The sequence below is a fragment of the Oligella sp. HMSC05A10 genome (assembly GCF_001808335.1).
GTDB lineage: Bacteria > Pseudomonadota > Gammaproteobacteria > Burkholderiales > Burkholderiaceae_B > Oligella > Oligella urethralis.
Window position 1 is genome coordinate 38,169 of sequence record NZ_KV792910.1, and the last position, 21,097, is coordinate 59,265.

At 48.6% G+C, this 21,097-nt stretch carries 14 protein-coding genes; 8 read left to right on the plus strand and 6 right to left on the minus strand.

The window, feature by feature from the left end:
* Window positions 1–53: 53 nt before the first annotated feature.
* The 8 genes from hemB to HMPREF3144_RS05300 all read left to right on the plus strand — a co-directional run bounded on the left by hemB (window position 54) and on the right by HMPREF3144_RS05300 (window position 11,425).
* Window positions 54–1,070 carry a porphobilinogen synthase gene (hemB, locus tag HMPREF3144_RS05265; RefSeq protein WP_070476800.1) on the plus strand — a complete coding sequence of 339 codons (1,017 nt, stop codon included), beginning with the start codon at window positions 54–56 and terminating at the stop codon, window positions 1,068–1,070.
* Window positions 1,071–1,156: 86 nt separating this feature from the next.
* The gene (gene cutA / locus HMPREF3144_RS05270; protein WP_048767363.1) at window positions 1,157–1,498 is read left to right on the plus strand and encodes a divalent-cation tolerance protein CutA; all 342 of its coding nucleotides are present in this window, start codon (window positions 1,157–1,159) and stop codon (window positions 1,496–1,498) included.
* The gene (gene dsbD / locus HMPREF3144_RS05275) at window positions 1,495–3,624 is read left to right on the plus strand and encodes a protein-disulfide reductase DsbD (RefSeq protein ID WP_070476802.1); all 2,130 of its coding nucleotides are present in this window, start codon (window positions 1,495–1,497) and stop codon (window positions 3,622–3,624) included. Before cutA ends, dsbD begins: the two co-directional genes overlap by 4 nt.
* Window positions 3,625–3,723: 99 nt before the next feature.
* Window positions 3,724–7,377 (plus strand): hydantoinase B/oxoprolinase family protein, encoded by a 3,654-nt coding sequence (locus HMPREF3144_RS05280; protein ID WP_070476804.1) that lies wholly within the window; start codon window positions 3,724–3,726, stop codon window positions 7,375–7,377.
* Between the two features lie 87 nt (window positions 7,378–7,464).
* Window positions 7,465–8,439 (plus strand): TRAP transporter substrate-binding protein, encoded by a 975-nt coding sequence (locus HMPREF3144_RS05285; RefSeq protein WP_070471164.1) that lies wholly within the window; start codon window positions 7,465–7,467, stop codon window positions 8,437–8,439.
* 14 nt (window positions 8,440–8,453) lie between these two features.
* Entirely contained in the window at window positions 8,454–9,014 is a 561-nt protein-coding gene (locus HMPREF3144_RS05290) for a TRAP transporter small permease (protein ID WP_018025435.1), read from the plus strand.
* Window positions 9,011–10,312, plus strand: a complete 1,302-nt coding sequence (locus HMPREF3144_RS05295; RefSeq protein ID WP_070476806.1) for a TRAP transporter large permease — start codon at window positions 9,011–9,013, stop codon at window positions 10,310–10,312. The genes HMPREF3144_RS05290 and HMPREF3144_RS05295 overlap by 4 nt, the downstream gene beginning before the upstream one ends.
* A 192-nt stretch (window positions 10,313–10,504) precedes the next feature.
* Entirely contained in the window at window positions 10,505–11,425 is a 921-nt protein-coding gene (locus HMPREF3144_RS05300) for a DNA adenine methylase (RefSeq protein ID WP_070476807.1), read from the plus strand.
* An 80-nt stretch (window positions 11,426–11,505) separates the two neighbouring features.
* Here the strand turns inward: HMPREF3144_RS05300 and HMPREF3144_RS05305 are convergent, their stop codons facing one another.
* The 6 genes from HMPREF3144_RS05305 to HMPREF3144_RS05330 all read right to left on the minus strand — a co-directional run bounded on the left by HMPREF3144_RS05305 (window position 11,506) and on the right by HMPREF3144_RS05330 (window position 20,357).
* A complete protein-coding gene (locus HMPREF3144_RS05305) occupies window positions 11,506–13,038 on the minus strand; it encodes a tripartite tricarboxylate transporter permease (protein ID WP_070476810.1) in 1,533 nt (510 codons plus the stop codon).
* Window positions 13,039–13,049: 11 nt separating this feature from the next.
* The gene (locus HMPREF3144_RS05310; protein WP_070476812.1) at window positions 13,050–13,526 is read right to left on the minus strand and encodes a tripartite tricarboxylate transporter TctB family protein; all 477 of its coding nucleotides are present in this window, start codon (window positions 13,524–13,526) and stop codon (window positions 13,050–13,052) included.
* Window positions 13,527–13,634: 108 nt separating this feature from the next.
* Window positions 13,635–14,867, minus strand: a complete 1,233-nt coding sequence (locus HMPREF3144_RS05315; RefSeq protein ID WP_070476814.1) for a Wadjet anti-phage system protein JetD domain-containing protein — start codon at window positions 14,865–14,867, stop codon at window positions 13,635–13,637.
* Window positions 14,857–18,249, minus strand: coding sequence for an ATP-binding protein (locus HMPREF3144_RS05320; protein WP_070476816.1), 3,393 nt, complete (start codon window positions 18,247–18,249; stop codon window positions 14,857–14,859). The genes HMPREF3144_RS05315 and HMPREF3144_RS05320 overlap by 11 nt, the downstream gene beginning before the upstream one ends.
* Window positions 18,242–18,889, minus strand: coding sequence for a DUF4194 domain-containing protein (locus HMPREF3144_RS05325; RefSeq protein WP_070476818.1), 648 nt, complete (start codon window positions 18,887–18,889; stop codon window positions 18,242–18,244). The genes HMPREF3144_RS05320 and HMPREF3144_RS05325 overlap by 8 nt, the downstream gene beginning before the upstream one ends.
* A gap of 13 nt (window positions 18,890–18,902) precedes the next feature.
* Window positions 18,903–20,357, minus strand: coding sequence for a DUF3375 domain-containing protein (locus HMPREF3144_RS05330; protein WP_070476820.1), 1,455 nt, complete (start codon window positions 20,355–20,357; stop codon window positions 18,903–18,905).
* Between the last annotated feature and the right edge of the window lie 740 nt (window positions 20,358–21,097).

Genomic DNA, 21,097 nt, shown 5'->3' on the forward strand with positions numbered 1-21,097 from the left:
CGGTAGCCATTGATGGCAGTTATTTTAGATGTAAAGTTTTTGGAGTTGTTATTATGTCATCTAGTTTTATTCTCGCTGACTTCCCCGCAGCCCGCCCTCGTCGTAATCGCAAGCATGAGTTTTCACGCCGTTTGATGCGTGAAAGCGTATTAACGACAGATGATTTTATTTATCCTGTATTTGTGCGTGAAGGGCAAGGCGTTGAGGAAGAGATTGGTAGCCTCCCTGGTCAAAAGCGCTACTCACCGGATACCATTCTCAAGGTCGCAGAGGAATGCGTCAAACTAGGCATTCCGGTTATCTCCTTATTCCCCAACATCGATCCCAGCCTCAAAACACCTGACGGTATTGCGGCGGCCGATGAAAATGGCTTAATCCCACGGGTGACACGCGCCATTAAAAAGGAATTTCCGGACTTGGGCGTACTGTGTGATGTGGCTTTGGACCCCTTTACAAGTCACGGCCAAGATGGGGTCATTGATGAAAATGGCTATGTGCTAAATGACCCCACGCTGGAGGTGTTAGTTAAGCAAGCCGTGGCCCAAGCAGCCGCTGGTGCAGACTGGATCGCGCCAAGCGATATGATGGACGGTCGTATCGGTGTGATTCGCAAGGCCTTGGACGAAGCGGGTTTGATTTACACTCAATTAATGGCCTACTCCGCCAAATATGCCAGTGCTTTTTACGGGCCTTTCCGTGATGCAGTCGGCTCCGCCTCCAATCTAGGCAAATCCGACAAAATGACCTATCAATTAGACCCGGCTAATCGACTAGAGGCCCTACGTGAGGTGGCGTATGACATCAAAGAAGGGGCCGACTCCGTGATGGTCAAACCGGGCATGCCGTACTTAGATATTTTGCGCGAGGTCAAAGATGAGTTTCGTATGCCAACCTATGTGTATCAGGTGAGTGGTGAGTACGCCATGCTCAAAGCAGCAGCGATTAACGGCTGGTTAGATCATGACAAAGTCATGATGGAATCGCTCCTTGCCTTTAAACGTGCGGGTGCCGATGGCATTCTGACTTACTTTGCGCTCGAAGCGGCGCGCTGGCTGAAAGCGCACAACTAAGACGTACCATGATTCAGGGCTTAGGCTGATGCGGCTAAGCCCTGTTATTTTTTAGGCTGATATGCGGTCAGCAAGGAGCAAGTATTTTGGGTATCAATAGCAAGCACACTGAGTCTGAAGCCGTCCTTATTTTAAGTACTAGCCCGAGCTTAGCACTCGCCAAATCCATTGCCGAGGCCTTGGTGCAAGAATCGCTAGCAGCCTGTGTGAACTTAAGTGCAGCTTCTTTGTCCATTTACTCATGGGAAGATAAGCTTCACTGCGATGAGGAGTTTAGCTTAACCATCAAAACCAGCGCCGGTCGCCAAGCCCAATGCATTGCTCGGATCCAAGAGCTGCATAGTTATGATGTACCGGAGATTATCGTGTTACCAATCATCGGTGGTTCAGCAGACTATCTACAATGGATCGCCCGTCAAACCTTATGAACACAGCTAAGTCATACTTCGCCTCTTTATTCTTTGCCATTGTCAGCTTATTTTTAAGTCCGGTGCCTGCACAGGCGCAAGAGGATTTTTTACCGCCTGATAAAGCCTTTGTCATCAGCAGTTCCACGCCCACACCCGATCATCTACACATTCGCTTTAACATCGCCCCCAACTACTATATGTACATGAACCACGTCAAGTTTAAGGTGGTGGGTGATGATGAGGCAGAGCGTTTTAAAAAAGCGCTTCTAGGTGAGCCGGTCTTTGGCGAAGCCATGATTAAATTTGATGAGACCTTCGGCCGGGAAATGCCGGTTTTTTATGATCCGATGGTGATTGATGTACCGCTTAAGCCCCTCAATCAAGCGGTACGTTTAATCGTGACTGCTCAGGGTTGCGCTGATGCCGGTCTGTGCTACCCGCCCGAGGATTATCCCATTGATTTAGAACCGGTGCCGGGTGGCTATCAAATCAGTCAGCAGGCAGGTTTATTTAAGCGCATGTTGGGCAGTGATACACGTGGCGCAGCACCCGCCTTAGACTTCAATGCCTTAGCGGCTACCAGCGCCAGTACTGCTAGCAGCCCCACTGAGGCGGCGGTAGCAGCTGATGCGGATGAGCGCAGCGCTCAAACTAGCGTCACCGCAATCACCGTCCCTGAGCAGCAAACGCAGGCTCGTACTGATGACTCCGCTTTCGCCAAGCTAAGTGATGCCGGCGACACACAAATTGCCGATTGGCTGAATGAGTCTAGCTTTTTTAAAACCATCCTGATTAGCTTTAGCCTGGGTCTACTGCTATCACTCACCCCTTGCGTGCTGCCGATGCTACCGATTTTATTGGCACTCGTGGTGGGGCAGCAGAATCAAACGGCAGTTGCTAGTCCGAACGCTGCGAGCACTGACAAGGACCACCCCACTCAGGGTACAAAGACGGCCAACACTCGTCGCCGTAGCCTTGCGCTCACCTTAGCCTATGTTTTGGGCACCTCCATTGTTTATACACTGTTAGGCATTGCGGCCGCCTCCATTGGTGCCGCCCTTGCGGTATGGATTCAAAACCCTTGGACCCTGAGTATTTTTGCGATTATTCTCGTCCTTTTAGCCTTTGCCATGTTTGGCAACTTTTCCCTACAAACCCCACTAGGTGTGCAAGCCAAGCTTAACCGCCTGATGGACAAGCTGCCTGGTGGTCGCTATGGTAGCGCCTTGCTGATGGGCATGCTCTCGGCGCTAATCGCTGGTCCTTGTGTGGCAGCACCATTGGCCGGTGTGCTGTTATTTATTTCACAAAGTGGGGATATCCTCACGGGTGCGCTAGCGCTCTTTGCGCTTGCTTGGGGTCAAGGCGCCTCACTCATCGTGATTGGCGCTACCTCGGGTGCCTTAATGCCTAAAGCCGGCGCATGGATGAAGGGCGTGACACAGTTCTGCGGTCTACTCCTACTGGCGGTCGCACTGTGGATGGTACAAGCCCTGCTACCTACGTGGTTGAGCGTGCTATTGTGGGCCTTACTCGCCTTCAGTTTAAGTGTGGTTTTAGGTGCTTTTAAGGCCATCGATGCGCAAAATAGCACGATCTTCGCTATTTTTAGCAAAGCCATTGCCTATTTGGTCCTCGTTTGGGGTATCTTGCTTTTAATCGGTCTCGCCAGCGGTCGCCCTGCTTTATTAACCCCACTGCAAGGCTTCACTAGCGCTTCAACCCTGGCGCTCACTGCGACGCCCGCAAGCACTTCGGTCGGCGCCAACAGCACCATTTCTCAAGTTGATTTTCAACGTATCGACTCGCTATCCGAACTGGAGCAAGTCATTGCACAAAGTGCCGGTCGACCTGTCATGCTCGATTTTTATGCTGACTGGTGTGTGGCCTGCCATCAAATGGAGGCGCTGACCTTTAGTGTGCCTGCCGTTGCCCAAAAAATGGCGCAAATGACCTTAGTGCAGGTCGATGTCACACCAAACACCGCAGCCCATCGTGAGCTTTTAAAGCGCTTCCGACTGTTCGGGCCACCCGGTATTATTTTCTTTGATGCCATGGGTAATGAACGAGAGGATATCCGCGTCGTGGGCTTTCAAAATGCCGAGCGCTTTAGTGAAAGCCTAGATCGCATCTTAGCCCAATGAGGTCAAGCCAAACATAAATCGGGTAATACCCAATGTTAAGTGCATCATCGATTCCCTAAAATCTAAGGCTTGATTGGATAGTTGATTCGCAGGATATTGATGAGCACACAGGATGTATCCCCTCAGGACAAGCGCTGGCAGTTCTGGATTGACCGCGGCGGCACCTTTACCGATATTGTGGCTAAAAAGCCGGACGGCAGCCTCTGCACCCACAAATTACTCTCGGAAAATCCGGAGCAATATGCCGATGCTGCCTTAGCCGGCATTCGTCGGCTGATGGGATTAGCGCCGCATGAGACCATTCCTGGGGCACAAATTGAAGCCATCAAAATGGGTACTACCGTGGCGACCAATGCCTTACTTGAGCGCAAGGGTGAGCCCACCGTCTTATTGATTACCGAGGGCTTTGAAGATGCGCTTAGCATCGCCTATCAGGCACGGCCCCAACTGTTTAATCGTCATATTGTTAAGCCCGAATTGCTTTATACCCGGGTTGAGGGCGTAGCAGAGCGCATCCTAGCTGACGGCACCATTGCTAAGCCATTAGATAGGGCTCGCACCGAGGCGCAACTGCAGGCAGCCTATGATGCGGGTTTTCGTTCGGTGGCGATTGTGTTAATGCATGCCTATCGTTTTAGCCAGCATGAGGAGCTGATTGCAGCCCTTGCAAAAAGCATCGGCTTTACTCAAATCTCTGTTTCTCATCAGATCAGCGCCCTCATGAAACTCGTCGGTCGAGGTGATACCACCGTGGTGGATGCCTATTTATCACCTGTATTAAGAAACTATGTAGACCGCATTGATGCTGAGGTAGATGAGACCCGCCTGATGTTTATGCAGTCTAATGGCGGCTTAACGGCAGCGGATAATTTTCAGGGTAAGGATGCCATTCTCTCTGGCCCCGCTGGCGGTATTGTGGGGATGGCACGCATTGCTGCCGCTGCCGGCACGGCGCAGGTGATCGGCTTTGATATGGGTGGAACCTCAACCGATGTGTCGCACTATAACGGTGAATTTGAGCGCCTCTTTGATACAGCGGTAGCCGGTGTGCGGATTCGTGCGCCGATGATGAATATACACACAGTCGCTGCGGGTGGCGGCTCCATTGTGCATTTTGACGGTCAACGCATGCGTGTTGGCCCACATTCGGCTGGTGCCTATCCCGGACCGGTGGCTTATCGTAATGGCGGCCCACTCACGGTCACCGATTGCAATGTGATGCTAGGCAAGCTACAGCCTGACTACTTCCCTGCGATTTTTGGCCCCACCGCCGACTTGCCACTAGACTATGAACTGGTTAAGGAAAAATTTAATCAGCTGGCCGAGACCATTTATGAGCAAACCGGCGTACGTAGCACAGCCGCAGAAACCGCTGAGGGCTTTCTGCAAATTGCGGTAGCCAATATGGCAAATGCGGTTAAAAAGATTTCCATTGAGCGCGGCTACGATGTCAGTAAATACACCTTGGTCAGCTTTGGCGGTGCGGGCGGTCAGCATGCCTGCCCGGTAGCGGATGCTTTAGGCATGCAAAAAGTGCTGATTCACCCCTTTGCTGGCGTTCTCTCCGCCTACGGCATGGGTCTAGCCGATATCACCGCCATGCGTGAAAGCGCTGTGGAACTACCTTTGGAGCAAGCCTCCATGACAGCCGCCGAAGCCTCGCTTAATGGCTTAATTGAAGAATGTAGCAAGGAGCTCCTAACGCAAGGCATCAGCCAAGCACAAATGCAAATCATTCGACGGGCACATATACGCTATCAAGGCACGGACTCGGCCATTATGGTGGACTTTGCAACGCCTGAGCGTATGCGCGAAGACTTTTATGCGGCCTACTTACAGCGCTACAGCTTTTTAATGCACGATCGCCCATTAATGATTGAGGCAGTATCGGTAGAGCTTATCGGCAAAAGCGGTGAGGAACTGGCCGCCTCCTATACCACGGAAGCTACGCACAGCACGCCTACCGCACTGGCGGACATTGAGCTTTTTAGCCACGGGCAAAAGCACCGGGCGCCGATTTTCAATCGTGCCACCCTAAGTCCCGGCATGCGTATCGAGGGCCCCGCCATTGTCTTTGACAGCAATGGCACCACCGTGATTGAGCCTGAGTGGCGCATGGATATTCTCAGTGCAGGTGAGCAGTTACTGAGTCGGGTGAAGCCCAAGCAAATGACCATGGCTATTGGCACCGACGTCGATCCGGTGATGCTCGAGATTTTTAATAATCTCTTTATGTCCATTGCCGAACAAATGGGGGCAACGCTTGCTAATACAGCCTTTTCCGTCAATATTAAAGAGCGACTAGACTTTTCTTGCGCACTGTTTGACCATGAGGGTAATTTAATTGCCAATGCACCCCATATGCCGGTGCATTTAGGCTCCATGGGCGAAAGTATTAAGACGGTAATTCGCAAAAACCAAGGGCGCATCAAGCCGGGGGATACTTTTGCCCTCAACGACCCCTACAATGGCGGCACGCATTTACCGGATATCACGGTGGTCACCCCGATTTTTGACGAGCAACAAGCGCAAATCCTATTTTTTGTTGCTTCACGCGGTCACCATGCCGATGTGGGTGGCATTACCCCGGGTTCCATGCCACCGGACAGTAAAAACATCATCGAAGAAGGTGTATTAATTGATAACTTTCTCTTAGTAGAAAATGGCAGTATGCGCGAAAAGGCGTTGCGCGAGCTCTTTTTAGGTGCGCCTTACCCGGCACGTAATTTTGATCAGAATGTCGCCGATTTGCGCGCCCAAGTCGCCGCCAATGAAAAAGGCGCCCAGGAATTACGCCGCATGGTCAATCAGTTCGGTCTGGAGGTCGTACAAGCCTATATGCAACACGTACAAAACAATGCCGAGGAATCGGTGCGTTGCGCTATTGAGGCCCTGCAAGACGGTGAATTCTGCTACGACATGGATAATGGCGCCAAGATTCAGGTGAGTGTCCGTGTAGACAAGGCCTCACGCAGTGCCACCGTTGACTTCAGCGGCACTTCCGCGCAGTTAGCCAGTAATTTTAACGCCCCCAAAGCCGTCTGTATGGCTGCGGTACTCTATGTTTTCCGCACCTTAGTCAATGATGAAATCCCCATGAACCAAGGCTGCTTAAAGCCGATTGAGGTGATTATCCCTGAGGGTTGCATGCTGAATCCACACTATCCAGCGGCAACGGTAGCGGGCAATGTGGAAACCTCGCAATGCATTACCGATGCGCTCTATGGCGCACTAGGCGTAAACGCAGCTGCCCAAGGTACGATGAATAATTTTACCTTCGGTGATGAGCAGTACCAATACTATGAGACCATTGCCGGTGGTAGCGGTGCGGGTAAAATCACGCACCCTGACGGTCGGGTGGAGCTGTTTGCGGGTACCGATGTGGTGCAAACCCATATGACCAATTCTCGCCTAACCGACCCCGAGGTGTTAGAGTTCAGATATCCGGTGGTATTGGAGGAATTCTCCATCCGCCAAGGCAGTGGTGGCATCGGCAAGGTCAATGGCGGTAACGGCGGCACCCGTCGCATCCGTTTCTTACAAGCCATGACCGCCTCCATCCTCTCCAACCGTCGTCGCATTGCCCCCTTCGGTCTAGCTGGTGGAGGGGCTGCCGAGGTAGGAGCTAACTACATAGAACGCGCTGATGGTCGTATTGAGACACTGGATTCTAGCGCCTCAGCAGCGATGCAGCGAGGAGATGTGTTTGTGATCAAAACCCCAGGTGGTGGGGCCTACGGTGAGGCAGACTAAGCACCGCAACGACATTCGGCGCGATTTTAGTCAGCAAGCATGAACCTAAGCCTTAACCACCTCAATAACAACCCAAGGAGACAAGCAATGAAATTAACGCGATTATCATTAGCCATTGCGGCCAGTAGTGCAATTTTTACAGTGAGCACCGCCTATGCAGAAAACTGGCGCATGGCCACCCCCTATCCTGAACAAAACTTCCACACCCAAAACATCAAGCAATTTGCTGCCGATATTAAAGAAGCGACTCAGGGCAAATTAAATATTACCGTGCACCCCGGTGGCTCCTTAATTAAGCCCATGGAAATTAAAAATGCGACTCGCTCACGTCAGATCGAAATGGGTGAATTTATTCTTTCTGGTATGGCCAATGAGCATCCGCTGTTTGCGCTCGACTCTGTACCTTTTCTAGCGACTTCACATGACGCTTCTTGGAAGCTTTACCAACTATCCAAACCGGCCTTAGAAGAGCTACTGGACAAGCAAAATCTGAAGCTCTTGTATTCAGTTGCCTGGCCACCTCAGGGCATGTATACCACCACCCCAGTGAGTAAGCTGGAGGATTTAAGCGGTATGCGTATGCGTGCCTATAGCCCACAGACCGAGCGCCTCGCTCAATTATCCGGGGCCGTACCGACTCAAATTGAAGCCACCGATGTGGCGCAAGCCTTTAGTACCGGTCGCGTCAATGCCATGATCACCTCTTCCTCTACCGGCGTTAACTCTGCTGCATGGGACTTTTTAAAGTACTACTATGATGTGCAAGCTTTTTTACCTAAAAATGCCGTGGTAGTGAACAAACGCAGTTGGTCGTCTTTGGATGAGGACACGCAAAAAGCGGTACTCGCAGCGGCTGCCAAGGCCGAGGAACGCGGTTGGGAGCTCTCCAAAGAGGATATGGTGAAACAAAACCAAACGCTCATTGATAATGGTATTGAGCTCAGTCCAGGCAGCGAAGAGCTACGCCAAGCCCTACTGAAAATCGGCACACAAATGGCTGCCGAGTGGAGTAAGGAAGCAGGCGCTGAAGGCGAAGCTATTTTGAATGAGTTTAATCAATAATCCCAAGGTGTAGGATGCGCAAAAGTCTCGATTTACTTTATAAACTCAGTGGGGCCGGCGCTGCATTATCTTTAATCGTGATTGTGCTGATTTTATTTGGCCAAGTCACTTTCAATATCATTGATTATGTAGCCCATGCCTTGTTCAACCAACGTTTTGGGCTACTAATTCCCTCTTATGCACAGTTTTCCGGCTATGCCTTAGGTCTGGCGACCTTTTTATCCCTGGCAATTGCCCTCAGGCACCATGCCCATATTCGTGTGACCTTGTTAGAGCTGCGCTTTAGCAGCAGCGTACGGCGTTGGAGCCACACCCTCGTGGCCTTACTGGGTGTGCTGGTAGCCATTCTAATCAGTTATAGTCTGATTGAGCTCACTATTGATTCTTGGCGCTGGAACAACACAGCAACCGGTCTGGTGCGTACACCGTTATGGATGCCACAGGCAGGCTTAGCCCTAGGTTCAGTAATTTTCAGTATTGCGTGTATTGATACCTTTATTGAGATGTTACGCTATGGTCGTTCAGTGGCCTTAGTCACGCCGGACCCTACCGAAACAGGTGAGGTGCCTGAATGAGCGAGGTCATTTTTTCATTTATTTTAGTCTTTAGCTTAATCGGCGCGCTGGCGTTAGGGGTTTGGGTTTCAGTTGCGCTTTTTTTAACCGGCATCGTCGGTATCCCACTGTTTTCAAACGCCCCCTTAAGTAATGTCCTCGCCACCAATGTCTGGAGTTCTTCTTCCGAGTGGTCGCTGGCGGCTTTACCCCTATTTATCTGGATGGGCGAGATACTGTTTCGTTCACGTATTGCCGGGGATCTCTTTAATGGATTGGCGCCCTGGATGCGCAGATTGCCCGGTGGCTTAAGCCATGTGGGCATTGTCGCCTCCGGTATTTTTGCTGCCGTCAGTGGCTCCTCTGCTGCCACCTGCGCCACCGTTGCTAAAGTGACCCTACCCGAATTAAAACGTCGCGGTTACGATGAAAAACTCACCATTGGCACGATCGCTGGTTCGGGCACCTTGGGGCTCTTAATTCCACCCTCAATCATTATGATCGTTTACGGCGTGGCCGCCGATGTGTCCATCACCCGTTTATTTGTAGCGGGCATCATCCCCGGTCTATTGATGATCGCCCTGTTTATGAGTTTTGTCGCGATTTGGTCCATCCTAAATCCAAGCAAAGTCCCTCAAAAGGATCCGGCCATTTCGTTTATCCAAAAAATCAAAGCCAGTGGCAGTCTGATTCCTGTCACCTTACTGATTATCGGCATCATGGGCTCCATTTACCTGGGCATTGCCAGCCCTACCGACTCCGCGGCCGTTGGGGTTGTGCTGTCATTAATTTTGGTTTGGCTCTATGGTGATTTAAATTGGCAAAGCTTTAAAGCCGGGCTCTTTTCGGCCATGCTGACCTCCTCCATGATTGCCTTTATTCTTGCGGGTGCGGCTTTTCTAACCGTGGCCATGGGCTACTCGAATATCCCCATGTTGTTGGCGCAATGGATTACTGAGCTGGGACTCAATCACTACGCTCTAATCGCCGTACTGGCGCTATTCTTTGTGATCATGGGCTGCTTTCTCGACGGTATTTCTATTGTCGTATTGACCACCTCGATCCTGCTACCCAGCATTCAGGCCGCCGGTATTGACCCCCTTTGGTTTGGTTTATTTCTGGTGTTAGTCGTTGAAATGGCGCAGATTACACCGCCAGTCGGCTTGAATCTTTTTGTGCTACAAGGCATGACCGGCAAACATATTTGGTATTTGTCCCTTGCCACCCTACCTTTTTTCCTGATGCTATTGTTGGGTGTGATTCTAATCACCGTCTTTCCAGAGATTGTGATGTTCTTACCAAAAATGATGTACAGCTAAATTGAGTCACTAAGGCTGACATCGCACCACGATAAGACCTTTGCACAAAAAGACTTGAGTAGCCTGTTGGCGATTTACGTTTTTGCTAAAGGTCTTAATCTATTCTTTCTCAGGCATGACCTATCGTGAAAGCGAAGCTATCTAAGCATCTATTGCTACAATGCCAACATACCTTAAAACAAGCCATAGCAAATGAACTCAACACGCAACGAAGCAAAGCCGTTTTTAAAATGGGCGGGTGGTAAAACACAATTAATTCCTGAAATTGCAAAGCTGATGCCACACTCACTCACAGAGAAGCCTTTTACCTTTATCGAGCCCTTTGTGGGTAGCGGGGCTGTGTTATTTTGGGTCATCAATCATTTTCCCAATCTCAAAAAAGCGATTATCAATGATATTAATACAGACCTAATTAATGTCTATCAAGTGATTAAACAGTCGCCACTACCGCTGATTGAGCGTCTACAAAAGCACCAAGACACATTTATCCCACTCGCTGATACAGCGTCTAAAAAGGCATATTATTATGCGCAGCGGGAGCGTTTTAACTTACGCCAAGCCGATGCGATAGAACACGCTGCGCTATTTATTTTTCTTAATAAAACCTGCTTTAATGGGCTTTATCGTGTGAATCGTAATAATGAATTTAATGTGCCTATGGGCGACTATCGTAAACCTAATATCTGCGATTGCGATAATCTCCTAGCGGTACACCAGGCGCTGCAAAAGGTAGATATTCTCAATCGCAGTTATAGCGACACCCTGTCAGCTATTGAGGAGGAACATAATTTATTCTATTTCGATCCACCCTATAAGCCCTTGAGCACTACCTCCAGTTTTAATGCCTATGCAAAAAATGAGTTTGATGATGATGCGCAAATTGCCTTAGCGAATTTTTGCCATCAATTAGATGCCTTAGGGCACATATGGATTTTAAGCAATTCGGATCCTAAGAACTCAGATAGTAACAATCACTTTTTTGATGAACTGTATAGCAAATATCATATCCGGCGAGTTCAAGCCACTCGAGCGATTAATTCCAAGGCATCAAAACGGGGAAAACTGAATGAATTGCTGATTACTAATCAGAGGGTGGGGAAAGACAAAGTCTGAACTTCAGACTTTTTAGGGGCTAAGGAACACCCCCACTCGCGTGGGGAAGACCCACCCACTGCCTTACTCACAGCAAACAATTACTCCTCTGCCGCCCCAGAAGCTTTCATCCGCAGCCGCTGTAGGTGCTGCGCCCGTGTTTTTAAACGACTGAATACCACCATCGCCACCAATAAAAAGCCAATAGCAATACACACACCGCTAATCGGTCGTTCAATAAAGGTCAGCATATCACCACGGGATAGTAGCAGCGCACGTCTGAAGTTTTCCTCCATCATCGGCCCCAAGACAAAGCCTAACAGCAAAGGCGCTGGTTCAAACTTTAGCCTAAGTGCAATCGCCCCGAAAATCCCAATACATAGCACGATCGCCACATCAAAAAGATTGTTATTAGTGCTATACACACCCAAACAAATAAAGAGCAGAATGGCGGGGAAAAACAGACGATATGGCACCGATAAAATCTTCACCCACATGCTGATGAGGGGTACATTCAAAATCATCAGAAAGAAGTTACCAATCCAGAAACTAACCATTAAGCCCCAAAACACATCTGGATGCTCAACCATCATTTGTGGTCCGGGCAGCACATTATGAATCATCATGGCACCCAACATTAAGGCCATCACAGCATCACCCGGAATACCTAGGCTTAAGGTAGGAATAAAAGCGGTAATTGCTGCGGAACTATTAGCCGCTTCCGGACCGGCAATACCTTCAATCGCACCATGACCAAATTTCTTCGAGTTTTTATTGACCTTTTTCTCAATCGCATAGGAGATAAAAGAAGCTATCGTGCCACCAGCCCCTGGTAGCACCCCAAAGAAAGAACCAATACCGGCACCACGACCGATAGCTGAAGCAGAGCTTTTTAATTCATTTTTTTCAACTCGCATCGCACGCCAACCAATTTTGCTACTTGTGGTTTCTTGTCCTTGAACAATTCGATTGGTATTGCGCAACACATCAGAAATGCCAAATAAGCCCATCGCCACCGCCACCAAAGCCAGCCCGTCTTGTAGCTCCAGTAGATTAAAAGTAAAGCGTGCTATACCGGTATTTACATCGGTACCGACAATACCAAAAATCAAACCGATCACCACCATGGCAATGCCTTTAAGTGGGGAGCCGCTACTTAAGGTTGATGCCGCTAATAAACCCAACAACATTAAAGAAAAATACTCTGCCGGGCCGAATTTAAAAGCAATCTTCACAAACAGTGGACCGGCCACATTAATTAAGATCACCCCGATGGTAGCACCAATAAAAGAAGCGATCATGGCCATCATCAAAGCCACGCCGGCTCTACCCTGACGCGCCAAAGGATGACCATCAATACTGACCACCGCATGCGTCGGCGTACCCGGTAAATTCAACAAAATCGTTGTCACCGCCCCACCGTAGCTGGAACCATAATAAAGACCAGCTAACATCATTAATGCGGCGGCCGGTTCTAAACTATAGGTCAGCGGCAACAGCATTGAAATAGCCGTTAAAGCACCGACCCCCGGCAGCACGCCTATGAGGTTACCAATAAAAACGCCGATTAAGGCAAAGAATAAATTATGCAGATGAAAAGCGGTTTGTACGCCTAATACAATGTTATCCCACATACGCTATCCCATTAACCCCATGTAAAGAGTGGAAATTGAATCTGTAAGCCATAGCGAAATAGGCCCACTGCCACCACTGTCAACACCACACCAATCATGAGATTAGTAAGCCGGGAATTTCTTCTATCCGCAAACGCGGCTAGCGTGCACATCACAAAGGTCGCTGGAATTAGCCCACCGTATTTGCCAAGGAGGATAAATGCGAGCACGGATGCGATGATGGTAAGCCACGTGATGACTTGCTCCTTAAGACTCAAACTATGCTCCTCGACCCCCTCATTGATACTCGTTTCAACAGGCTCGGGACTAAATAACAAAAGCAGCGCCAAAAAAGCTAAGACACAGCCAAGAATCAACGGGAAATACCCTGGTCCCATGCGTGCCAAGCTTCCCAACTGATAATTTAAACTTCCGACTATCGTAGGCACCGCCAATATCAGCATCAGCAACACTGACCACAGTTCCTTACGATTCACCTTAAAGCGCATACAGTACATCCCTAAAATAAATTCAACGATACGACAATGACTTTTTTAACGTCATGCGATATTGTAAATGCTTAGATAGCTTTCAGTCTGCCAATACAGCTGAGAATACTATTCCTCCGCTACAGCCCATGCTAATACCTGCTGCTGTATATAATCTCTATCTAAGCGCTCTTGCTCTAGACGCCCTTGCTGATAAACACCACGACGTAGATTTTGAAATAAATGTTGCTCCGCCTCAAGCAAGCACTCCGGTGCTTTAAAGACCGAGTGAGGCTCCTCCGCCATCCGCTCCGCAAAGCGCTCAACGGTAGCGGCATCCATCATCAACGCCTTCAGCTGGGGCACCTTAGTGCGCGCCTGACTGAGCATGGCAAAGCCTTCGGAGTCAATGTCACCCCAATAAGCCACTCGTTTATCGGCCAACCACTCCGCCCCTAACCAACTTAGGTTTTTACCGCCACCTGCAACGGCGATGGTCTCCGGAATATGGCTCAAAGCCAAACAGGACTGCTCATTTTCAATAATTAAAATATTGTGTGCTGGCAAAGGCATGTGCCATAGCGTCTCCGTCGAGAGGCGTAAAATCGACATCCCCGCCAACGCCGCCAAGGGCTTAGGGCATAGAGGTCGCACCAATAGCCAATCACGCGGCTTTTCCAGGCAAGCTAACCAAGATGATAAGCCACCGGCAGCGCTGATCGCCCCCTCATGCAACACATCTAAAATAGCTTCGAGCAAATAACCATGCTGCTCAATAAATTTGGTATCAACACCCACGACCGGCAGGGCTCTTAAGTATTCACCTCGCCCCATCTGCGCTTGTAACTGTGGCAAGACTCCTAACAATAAGCGCAGCTTGTCCTCGCTCATGGCTTCTAAGGTGGCTAAATGCTTAATCAAGGTCGTGCGTAGACTCACTGAGTCTGTCGCGCCAATCCCCGTTACCACAGTATGCAATAAGCGCTCTGAGCTCTGCCATTGCTGATAAGCCGAGGCGCCAATAAAACGCATTAATCCGGCCGCATCGTGCACCACCAAACGCACCGGCAACCTCTGTCCGGCCACCGACTGAAAGCGCTTAAGCTCCCACACCACCTCACAGGCAGTATTCGCCAAACTGCGCTCCAAGGCTTGCCATTGCTGATAAAAAGCTTGAAAGTGCGCCGTATGCGCAAGAATGTCCTTAGCGCTTTTGGGTGGTTTTAATGGTAGCGTCAGCGGAAACGCAATCTCGCCGGCTAATACACTACGGTAGTTTTTAGCATTATCCAAAAAACGACTACGCCAACGCTCGCGCGCTGTCGCCACTAACACACCCCAGTCCGGTGCCTTACTGCTCATACACTTGAACCCCTTGGCTCTGTGCATATTGCTTTAAGTCCCGCTGACGCTTAGCCTGCTGCTCGTCAATCAGCTCCCAACTAATTTCTCGCAACCGACTTTCATGAGTTTCAGCCTTACGCTCCGTCAAGATCAAACTGCGTGCCGCTTCACGCGCCACATTCAGATTTTTATAAGGCGTAATTAAGTTCACATGTAACTTTAATGCCTTAAACACCTTAATCACTCGTGCTGCCACACCTTCGGCGGCATTCGAAAAAGCCTCATCTAAAAACACCGTCGCATACACCGGATACTCCTCATCCTTCGGCGTCAATACATAGGCTAAGCTAGCTGCTACAATCGTACCGGCAAAAGCCTCCTTTTCACCACCTGATTTACCGCTAGAGGAATCTAATACATCCAACACTTGCTCTGTGCCTAACTGAATTTCTTCAGCATAAAAGGACATTTGTTTACGCGGATCCAATAAGCGCTCATCATCCACACGACTAGACTCCAAGGCATTCTTTAAAATACTGACCACGTCATTCACCAAGCTAAAGCGCTTATCCTGATCGGCATCATTCATACTACTTAAGGCCAAATTCATTTTTTGCGTAAAATCTTGAATCGCAGGATAGCGCTCACGGCGTGGATTCAGTTTTAAATAACTATTGGGTCTGAATTCTGTTTTACTCAGCACCCGATTAATACGGCTGATACGATCGCGAATATCAGCGAACTCCGCTTCAATATTGGTATACAGTAAAGCAATCGATTGCGTCATATTTTTATTTAAGCGCTCCTGATATTGCTCAACTAAGACGGGCAAGCCTTCTTTTTCCAAATACTCAAGATAGGTTAAGGCATCATACAGCGCTTCAAAACCACTCACCCAATCCACGGTATACGGCTGCCATTTTTCCCGTCCTCTAAAGCCACCTAATAAACTCGCTACCGCTTCCTTATCCTTGATTTGGCGATTCTGTGCTTGAGCATACTCTCGCTCCAGGGCTTTACTAAGCGCATAATAAGCTGCTCTATCGCTCTCATCATATGCGTCCAACCGCAGTGCCAGACGAGCTTGCACCACCTCATCCAAAGCCTCTTGTGCCAAGGGTAATTTATCTGCATGTTGAGTTTCGGCTGATTTTAATGCGTTTTCCAGAGCGCCGATTTTTTTGTTTTGCGCCTCTTTTTGCTTTTGAATCGTGACAACTGCTTTTTTGGCCTCCTCCCAACGGATTTTGGCCTGTTGTAAATCGCCTTGATCATCTTCCAAAGCTGCTAAGCGTTTACTTAACTCCTCACGCTCTTTTTCATAACGTGGCACATCAATACTATCCCAGTCAAAGGTCAATAATTGCTGACACCATTGACTTTGCTCACGATAGTCATCCCGCTGCTGTTGGCTTTTCTCTGCCTGCGCTTTGGCCGTGACTAACGAGGCTTGCAATGCTTGCTGCTGCGCCAATAACAAATTCAGTTTAGCTTTAGCGTCAAAACCTAATTGCCATTGACGTCGATCATCAACTTTGTGACGATCTTTTTTCTCAAAAGAACCCTGTTTCAGGTGGATTAAACCCTCTACCGTCATGGAGTAAGGCGTACGATTCAATTCCTCCACCGTGTCTACGCACCACAGATCAAAACGGCTTAAATGATTTTTAAGCCAATTTTGATATGCGTGCTCACGCCAAATCAATTTTTCTAAAAAGCCGCCCGCCTCAAAAGAGCTCACCGTTTGCGTCACTGCACCCACTAGCTCCACGCTTAGGTTTAAACCTAAATGACGTTGATTCAACCAGCGCGTAACACGCTTAGCATCCGCTTCCGGTACCAATAAATTCAATTTACGCTGACCCAAGGCACGCTCAATTGCCCCTTTCCAGGGCAACTCGAGTTCTGCCACATCAATCAATTCGCCAATAAAGACCAACTTTTCATCGGCAATCCCCAGCTCTTCCACCATACGATCGCGCAGCTGTTGATATTTAATATCAATATTGGAGTTAGGACGCTGTTGCATCTCATGAATCAGCGAACTTAATTCCCGGTACTCAGCATCAAGCTCAATTAGCTTTTGTTTGTTGGCAAAAAAGGCTTCTTCAAGGCGCGGCAATTCAAACTCCGCTTGCCGCAGCTGTTCATTGGCCACACGCTGATTATCGCGAAACACGCTGCCTACTAAGTCATGCCCTAACTGTAAATCACGACATAGCTTCTGATAGCGCTGACTGTCACGCACCATACGTCCCAGGCGCTCCTGCAAGGCACTCAGCTGTTGACGCAAAGGCTCAATTTGACTGCCGCCCAACTGCAGATAAGCGGCGTAGCATTGATCCGTATAAGCGTCTGCCCTTTGCTCTTCTGCACTTAATCGCTCCATCGCCTCTTTAAGTGCAGCCATTTCTTCCTCTAAGCGATGAATGCGCTCAGCTAAAGCGATAACTTGTTGCTTTGCTTCAAAAATGGGTAAACCGACCTTATCTTGCTCCAACTGCGCTAGCAGCTTTTCAACCTCCTGCAATGCTTGATGGAGGGGCAGTAATCGCTGCAAATGCTTAACTCGCTCGCGCGTATCCACCAAACGCTCATGCGTGGCTAAAAGATCGGCAAACTCATGCACAATATCACGTGCTAATTCCCGGATATTACCGGGTTCCAATACCAATTCCCGAATCAGTTTGGTTAAGTCATCAATTTTTTTTAAACCCAAGGCACGAGCCAACAAGGCGGGGGCATTTTCATTCCCCATGGTGAGTTTTTGTCGATAAACCGTCTGATATTCGCTGAAACGATCGTCAAAACAACGTAAATTGACCTGTTGCTCAACCCAACGCTTAAACTCGCGCATGGTTGACTTAGAAAAAGCGTCCAACAGCGTTTTAAGACTAATATCCTCATCGGCAATAAAATACAGTTTATTAACATCACTGTAGCTGTTACTGGCATCTTTGATAAAAAATATCGCCATCAAGCTCACGACACTGCCACCGTCGAACTGATACTGCGCCCGCAAACCAGTCACCACCGCCTTAGGACGTTTATTTAAGACACGGGTACCGGCACCGTCATGCGAGGTGCCGTAGCTACCCCGCATATAAGACACTAGATTTCTATCACGCTTATCGCCCTGGGCCGCGGCAATATTAAAACTGGCACGACCAGGCGCTTGTAATAAGGCCATTAAGCCGTCGATTAAGGTGGATTTACCCGAGCCATTGTCCCCGGTGATGAGCGTGCCCTCTCTATCGATGGGTGCCGTATGTATGCGCTCAGAAAAAGAACCCCAATTGTAGACCGAGATTTCCGATAAACGTACCTGCCCTTTTCTGCCGCCGGTTTCGATACCAGCCGCGGCATAGTCACCATACAAATCCAATTGTGAATTACTCATCTGCTACTCCAGCATCAACCTGTGCCAATTGACGGTACTCCGCTAACATCGTCTCCAAAAACTGTGCGTTCACAACGTAGCGAATAATCGGGGTAATTTCATAACGTTCACCACTACTTACGCTCAATAAGAGTTTACGCTCCACAAAGTTTTTAAGACTACTGACAAGGCGCCGTCGATCCTTACTCGCATGCTGAACCAATGCAGTAAAGGGCGTCAATTGCGCCTCAATACGCTCAATATCAATCATCACTTTCTGCTCACCCGCCGTCTGTCGCTCCTGATAATGCTTACGTAGAATCAACAACAATAAGGTATCCAGCACGCTTAATGAACGTGGGGCAATCAGCGAAGGCACATCATTTTCTTCTTCACTGATTAGATCCTGCTCCGTCGGCTCTCTAGCGATAAACGCCACACCCTCAATCTCATCCAGCACCAAATAAATATAGATTTGCCGCAAATAATCACGAATCTGCTGCTGATAATGACATAAGCTACTAAACAACTGCGGATTATCGGCATGCAACACAATGCTGTTTTTTAACAAATAGACTAATGCACGACGCAGCTCAGCCGGCAGATTTTGCACGGGCTCAGTGCCTTGTGTTTGTTCTGTATCTTGAATCTCTTCGCTCATGTTCTACCCTGCGCTAAATCACTAGACTATCCAAAGACGGCGGAAAACTCTCTGCACTTAGTAAAAGCTTAGGCACCGACACTCGAAGCGGCTGCTTTCTATCGTAAATCACAAAGCTTTCACGCCCCGTCAATTCCACGGCATCTATGGCCTTAGCCAAGCGCACATAGACCATTAACTCCTCCAAACCCAAATGAATCACTCGGCGCTCTGCTAATTCCCGGATGGTTCTCACCCCATCTTGTTGCAGAATTTGATGGAGCTCACTGACCACCGCCATCGTATTCACAGTTTCCAATTCGGCCAACACATGGGCATCCAAATGCTGCAAATTCTCCTCTTCATCGGTATTAATTTCTAGGCGTTCTGCCGGTGCTCGCAGGCGCCATGCATCCAAGGAGAAAAAAGAAATGGGTTCAATGGCTAGACTAAGTGCGGTTTTTTGACGCAACATGGCGGGGTCGATATCCAACGCAATCGCTGCCTTTTCCAACTCAATCATCAGGCGATTAACCTGATGATTTTCCGTGGCCTGACCACTCTCAATATATTGTCGTAGCTCCTGCTCGGTACGACGACGCATACGAATCACTTGATCGCTTTCCTTAGAAAGCACCGTCAACAACTCTGCCAAATAATATTGCTGTGATGCAGACAAATACCCTGCCGCATCACTTTCTGCCAAGAACCGCAATTGCTCACGAAACTCCTGCTGCCGATGCGGATCACATAACAATTGAAAAAAACCGTCAAAGGCACTACCCGCCTCGGTTTTAAGCAATTCCGCTTCCTGATCCATCAACTTTTGTAGAATTTCGCCACGAGTGGCATCATCCGTGATCATTTGCGTGCGAATATCCTTGTCAAGTAGGCGAATCTCCTCCTCCAAATGACGAAAATCACCGCTTAACTGAAAGGCAAGATGATATACCTCACGCATACGCTCACGTTTGGTGGCCTCATCTAGCTCAATAATCACCCCTGCTTCAATGGCATCAATTTCAGCCTGAATCTCGGCTTTTTTCTGCTGCAGATGGGCTAACTTATCCTCTGGCTCCGTACTGAGCGCCACCACACAATCCCGCACCGCCTCCTGCACAATCCGCAAGTGTGAGGCTGTGGTACCGGCAGAACGCTCATCCAAGGCCTTAACAAAACGCAATGCGCTCTGAAAAGCATCGGTGGTACTAAGCTGATCATTTAATTCACGCAAATACCCTTGCTGAATCCATTGATTTAAATAGGTAGTGGCAGGCGTGTTACTCTCCCAGACGCCCAGATCACGGCTCTGCACCAGTTCCGCATCTAATAACTGACGCGCCTGTCCATAGGTGACCTCAGCATTATCACTAAAAAGCGTCTCAATAAAAGCAAAAATATAAGGCGCATTATCGGCACGCAGCAGCACCCAAGCCTGATGCTCCTCAAAATAGCGACGATATTGCGCTTGCGCAAGTTGAAAGTTCATTTTTACTCTAGGACCTAGGAATAATTTATCAGTATATTGGATTTATAGTACTCCCCCTTTACTAATAGCCGTTGGCAGTAGAATTATTTAATTTTTGTTGATGTAATTTTTGCCTCGGTCTGATGCCACCTAATGCTAGGTTGGGCGTTTATTATTATAAGTCCAGCGCCAAGTATTCGCTTAGTGCTGAACTTTGAATTTAACTTTCATGATTTATTATCCCTTACCCTTGTTGAATAACTGCCTTAACTACGTTTTCCAAACTTGGGCAACTGATAGGTTTGCTTGGGGCTAGTTGCTTTGTCTGGCAGGGTCATTTCTAGCTTGGTACTGCAACAAGACGCTTCAACGATCTACGGCATCGAGCTCAACTACTGGGTCGGTGACTGGGTCGCTTAAGTTAAATTTTAAATTTGTGGAGCCTGTTTTTCATTTTAGGCTCTTCAAATATATTTGATGCGCACAGAGGTTCCTCAAAGGAATTACACCACTTTTCGTCCTTCAGCTATATTTAACAGCTCAGGGAAACATAGTACAGCAGGTCTGTTGCCACTGGCTGCTCGAAGCTCTTTTAATACACCATCCTCACGCAAGCTACGTAACAACCCAGGTATGGTTTTCTTATGAATCCCAAAATCAATCTAAAACCCTCTCACTTACTTTTTTCAAGTGCACTGATGAATTTATTGAACACAATAAGGTGACATAATCGAGTAGGGTGAGGTTTGCACCTCATCCCT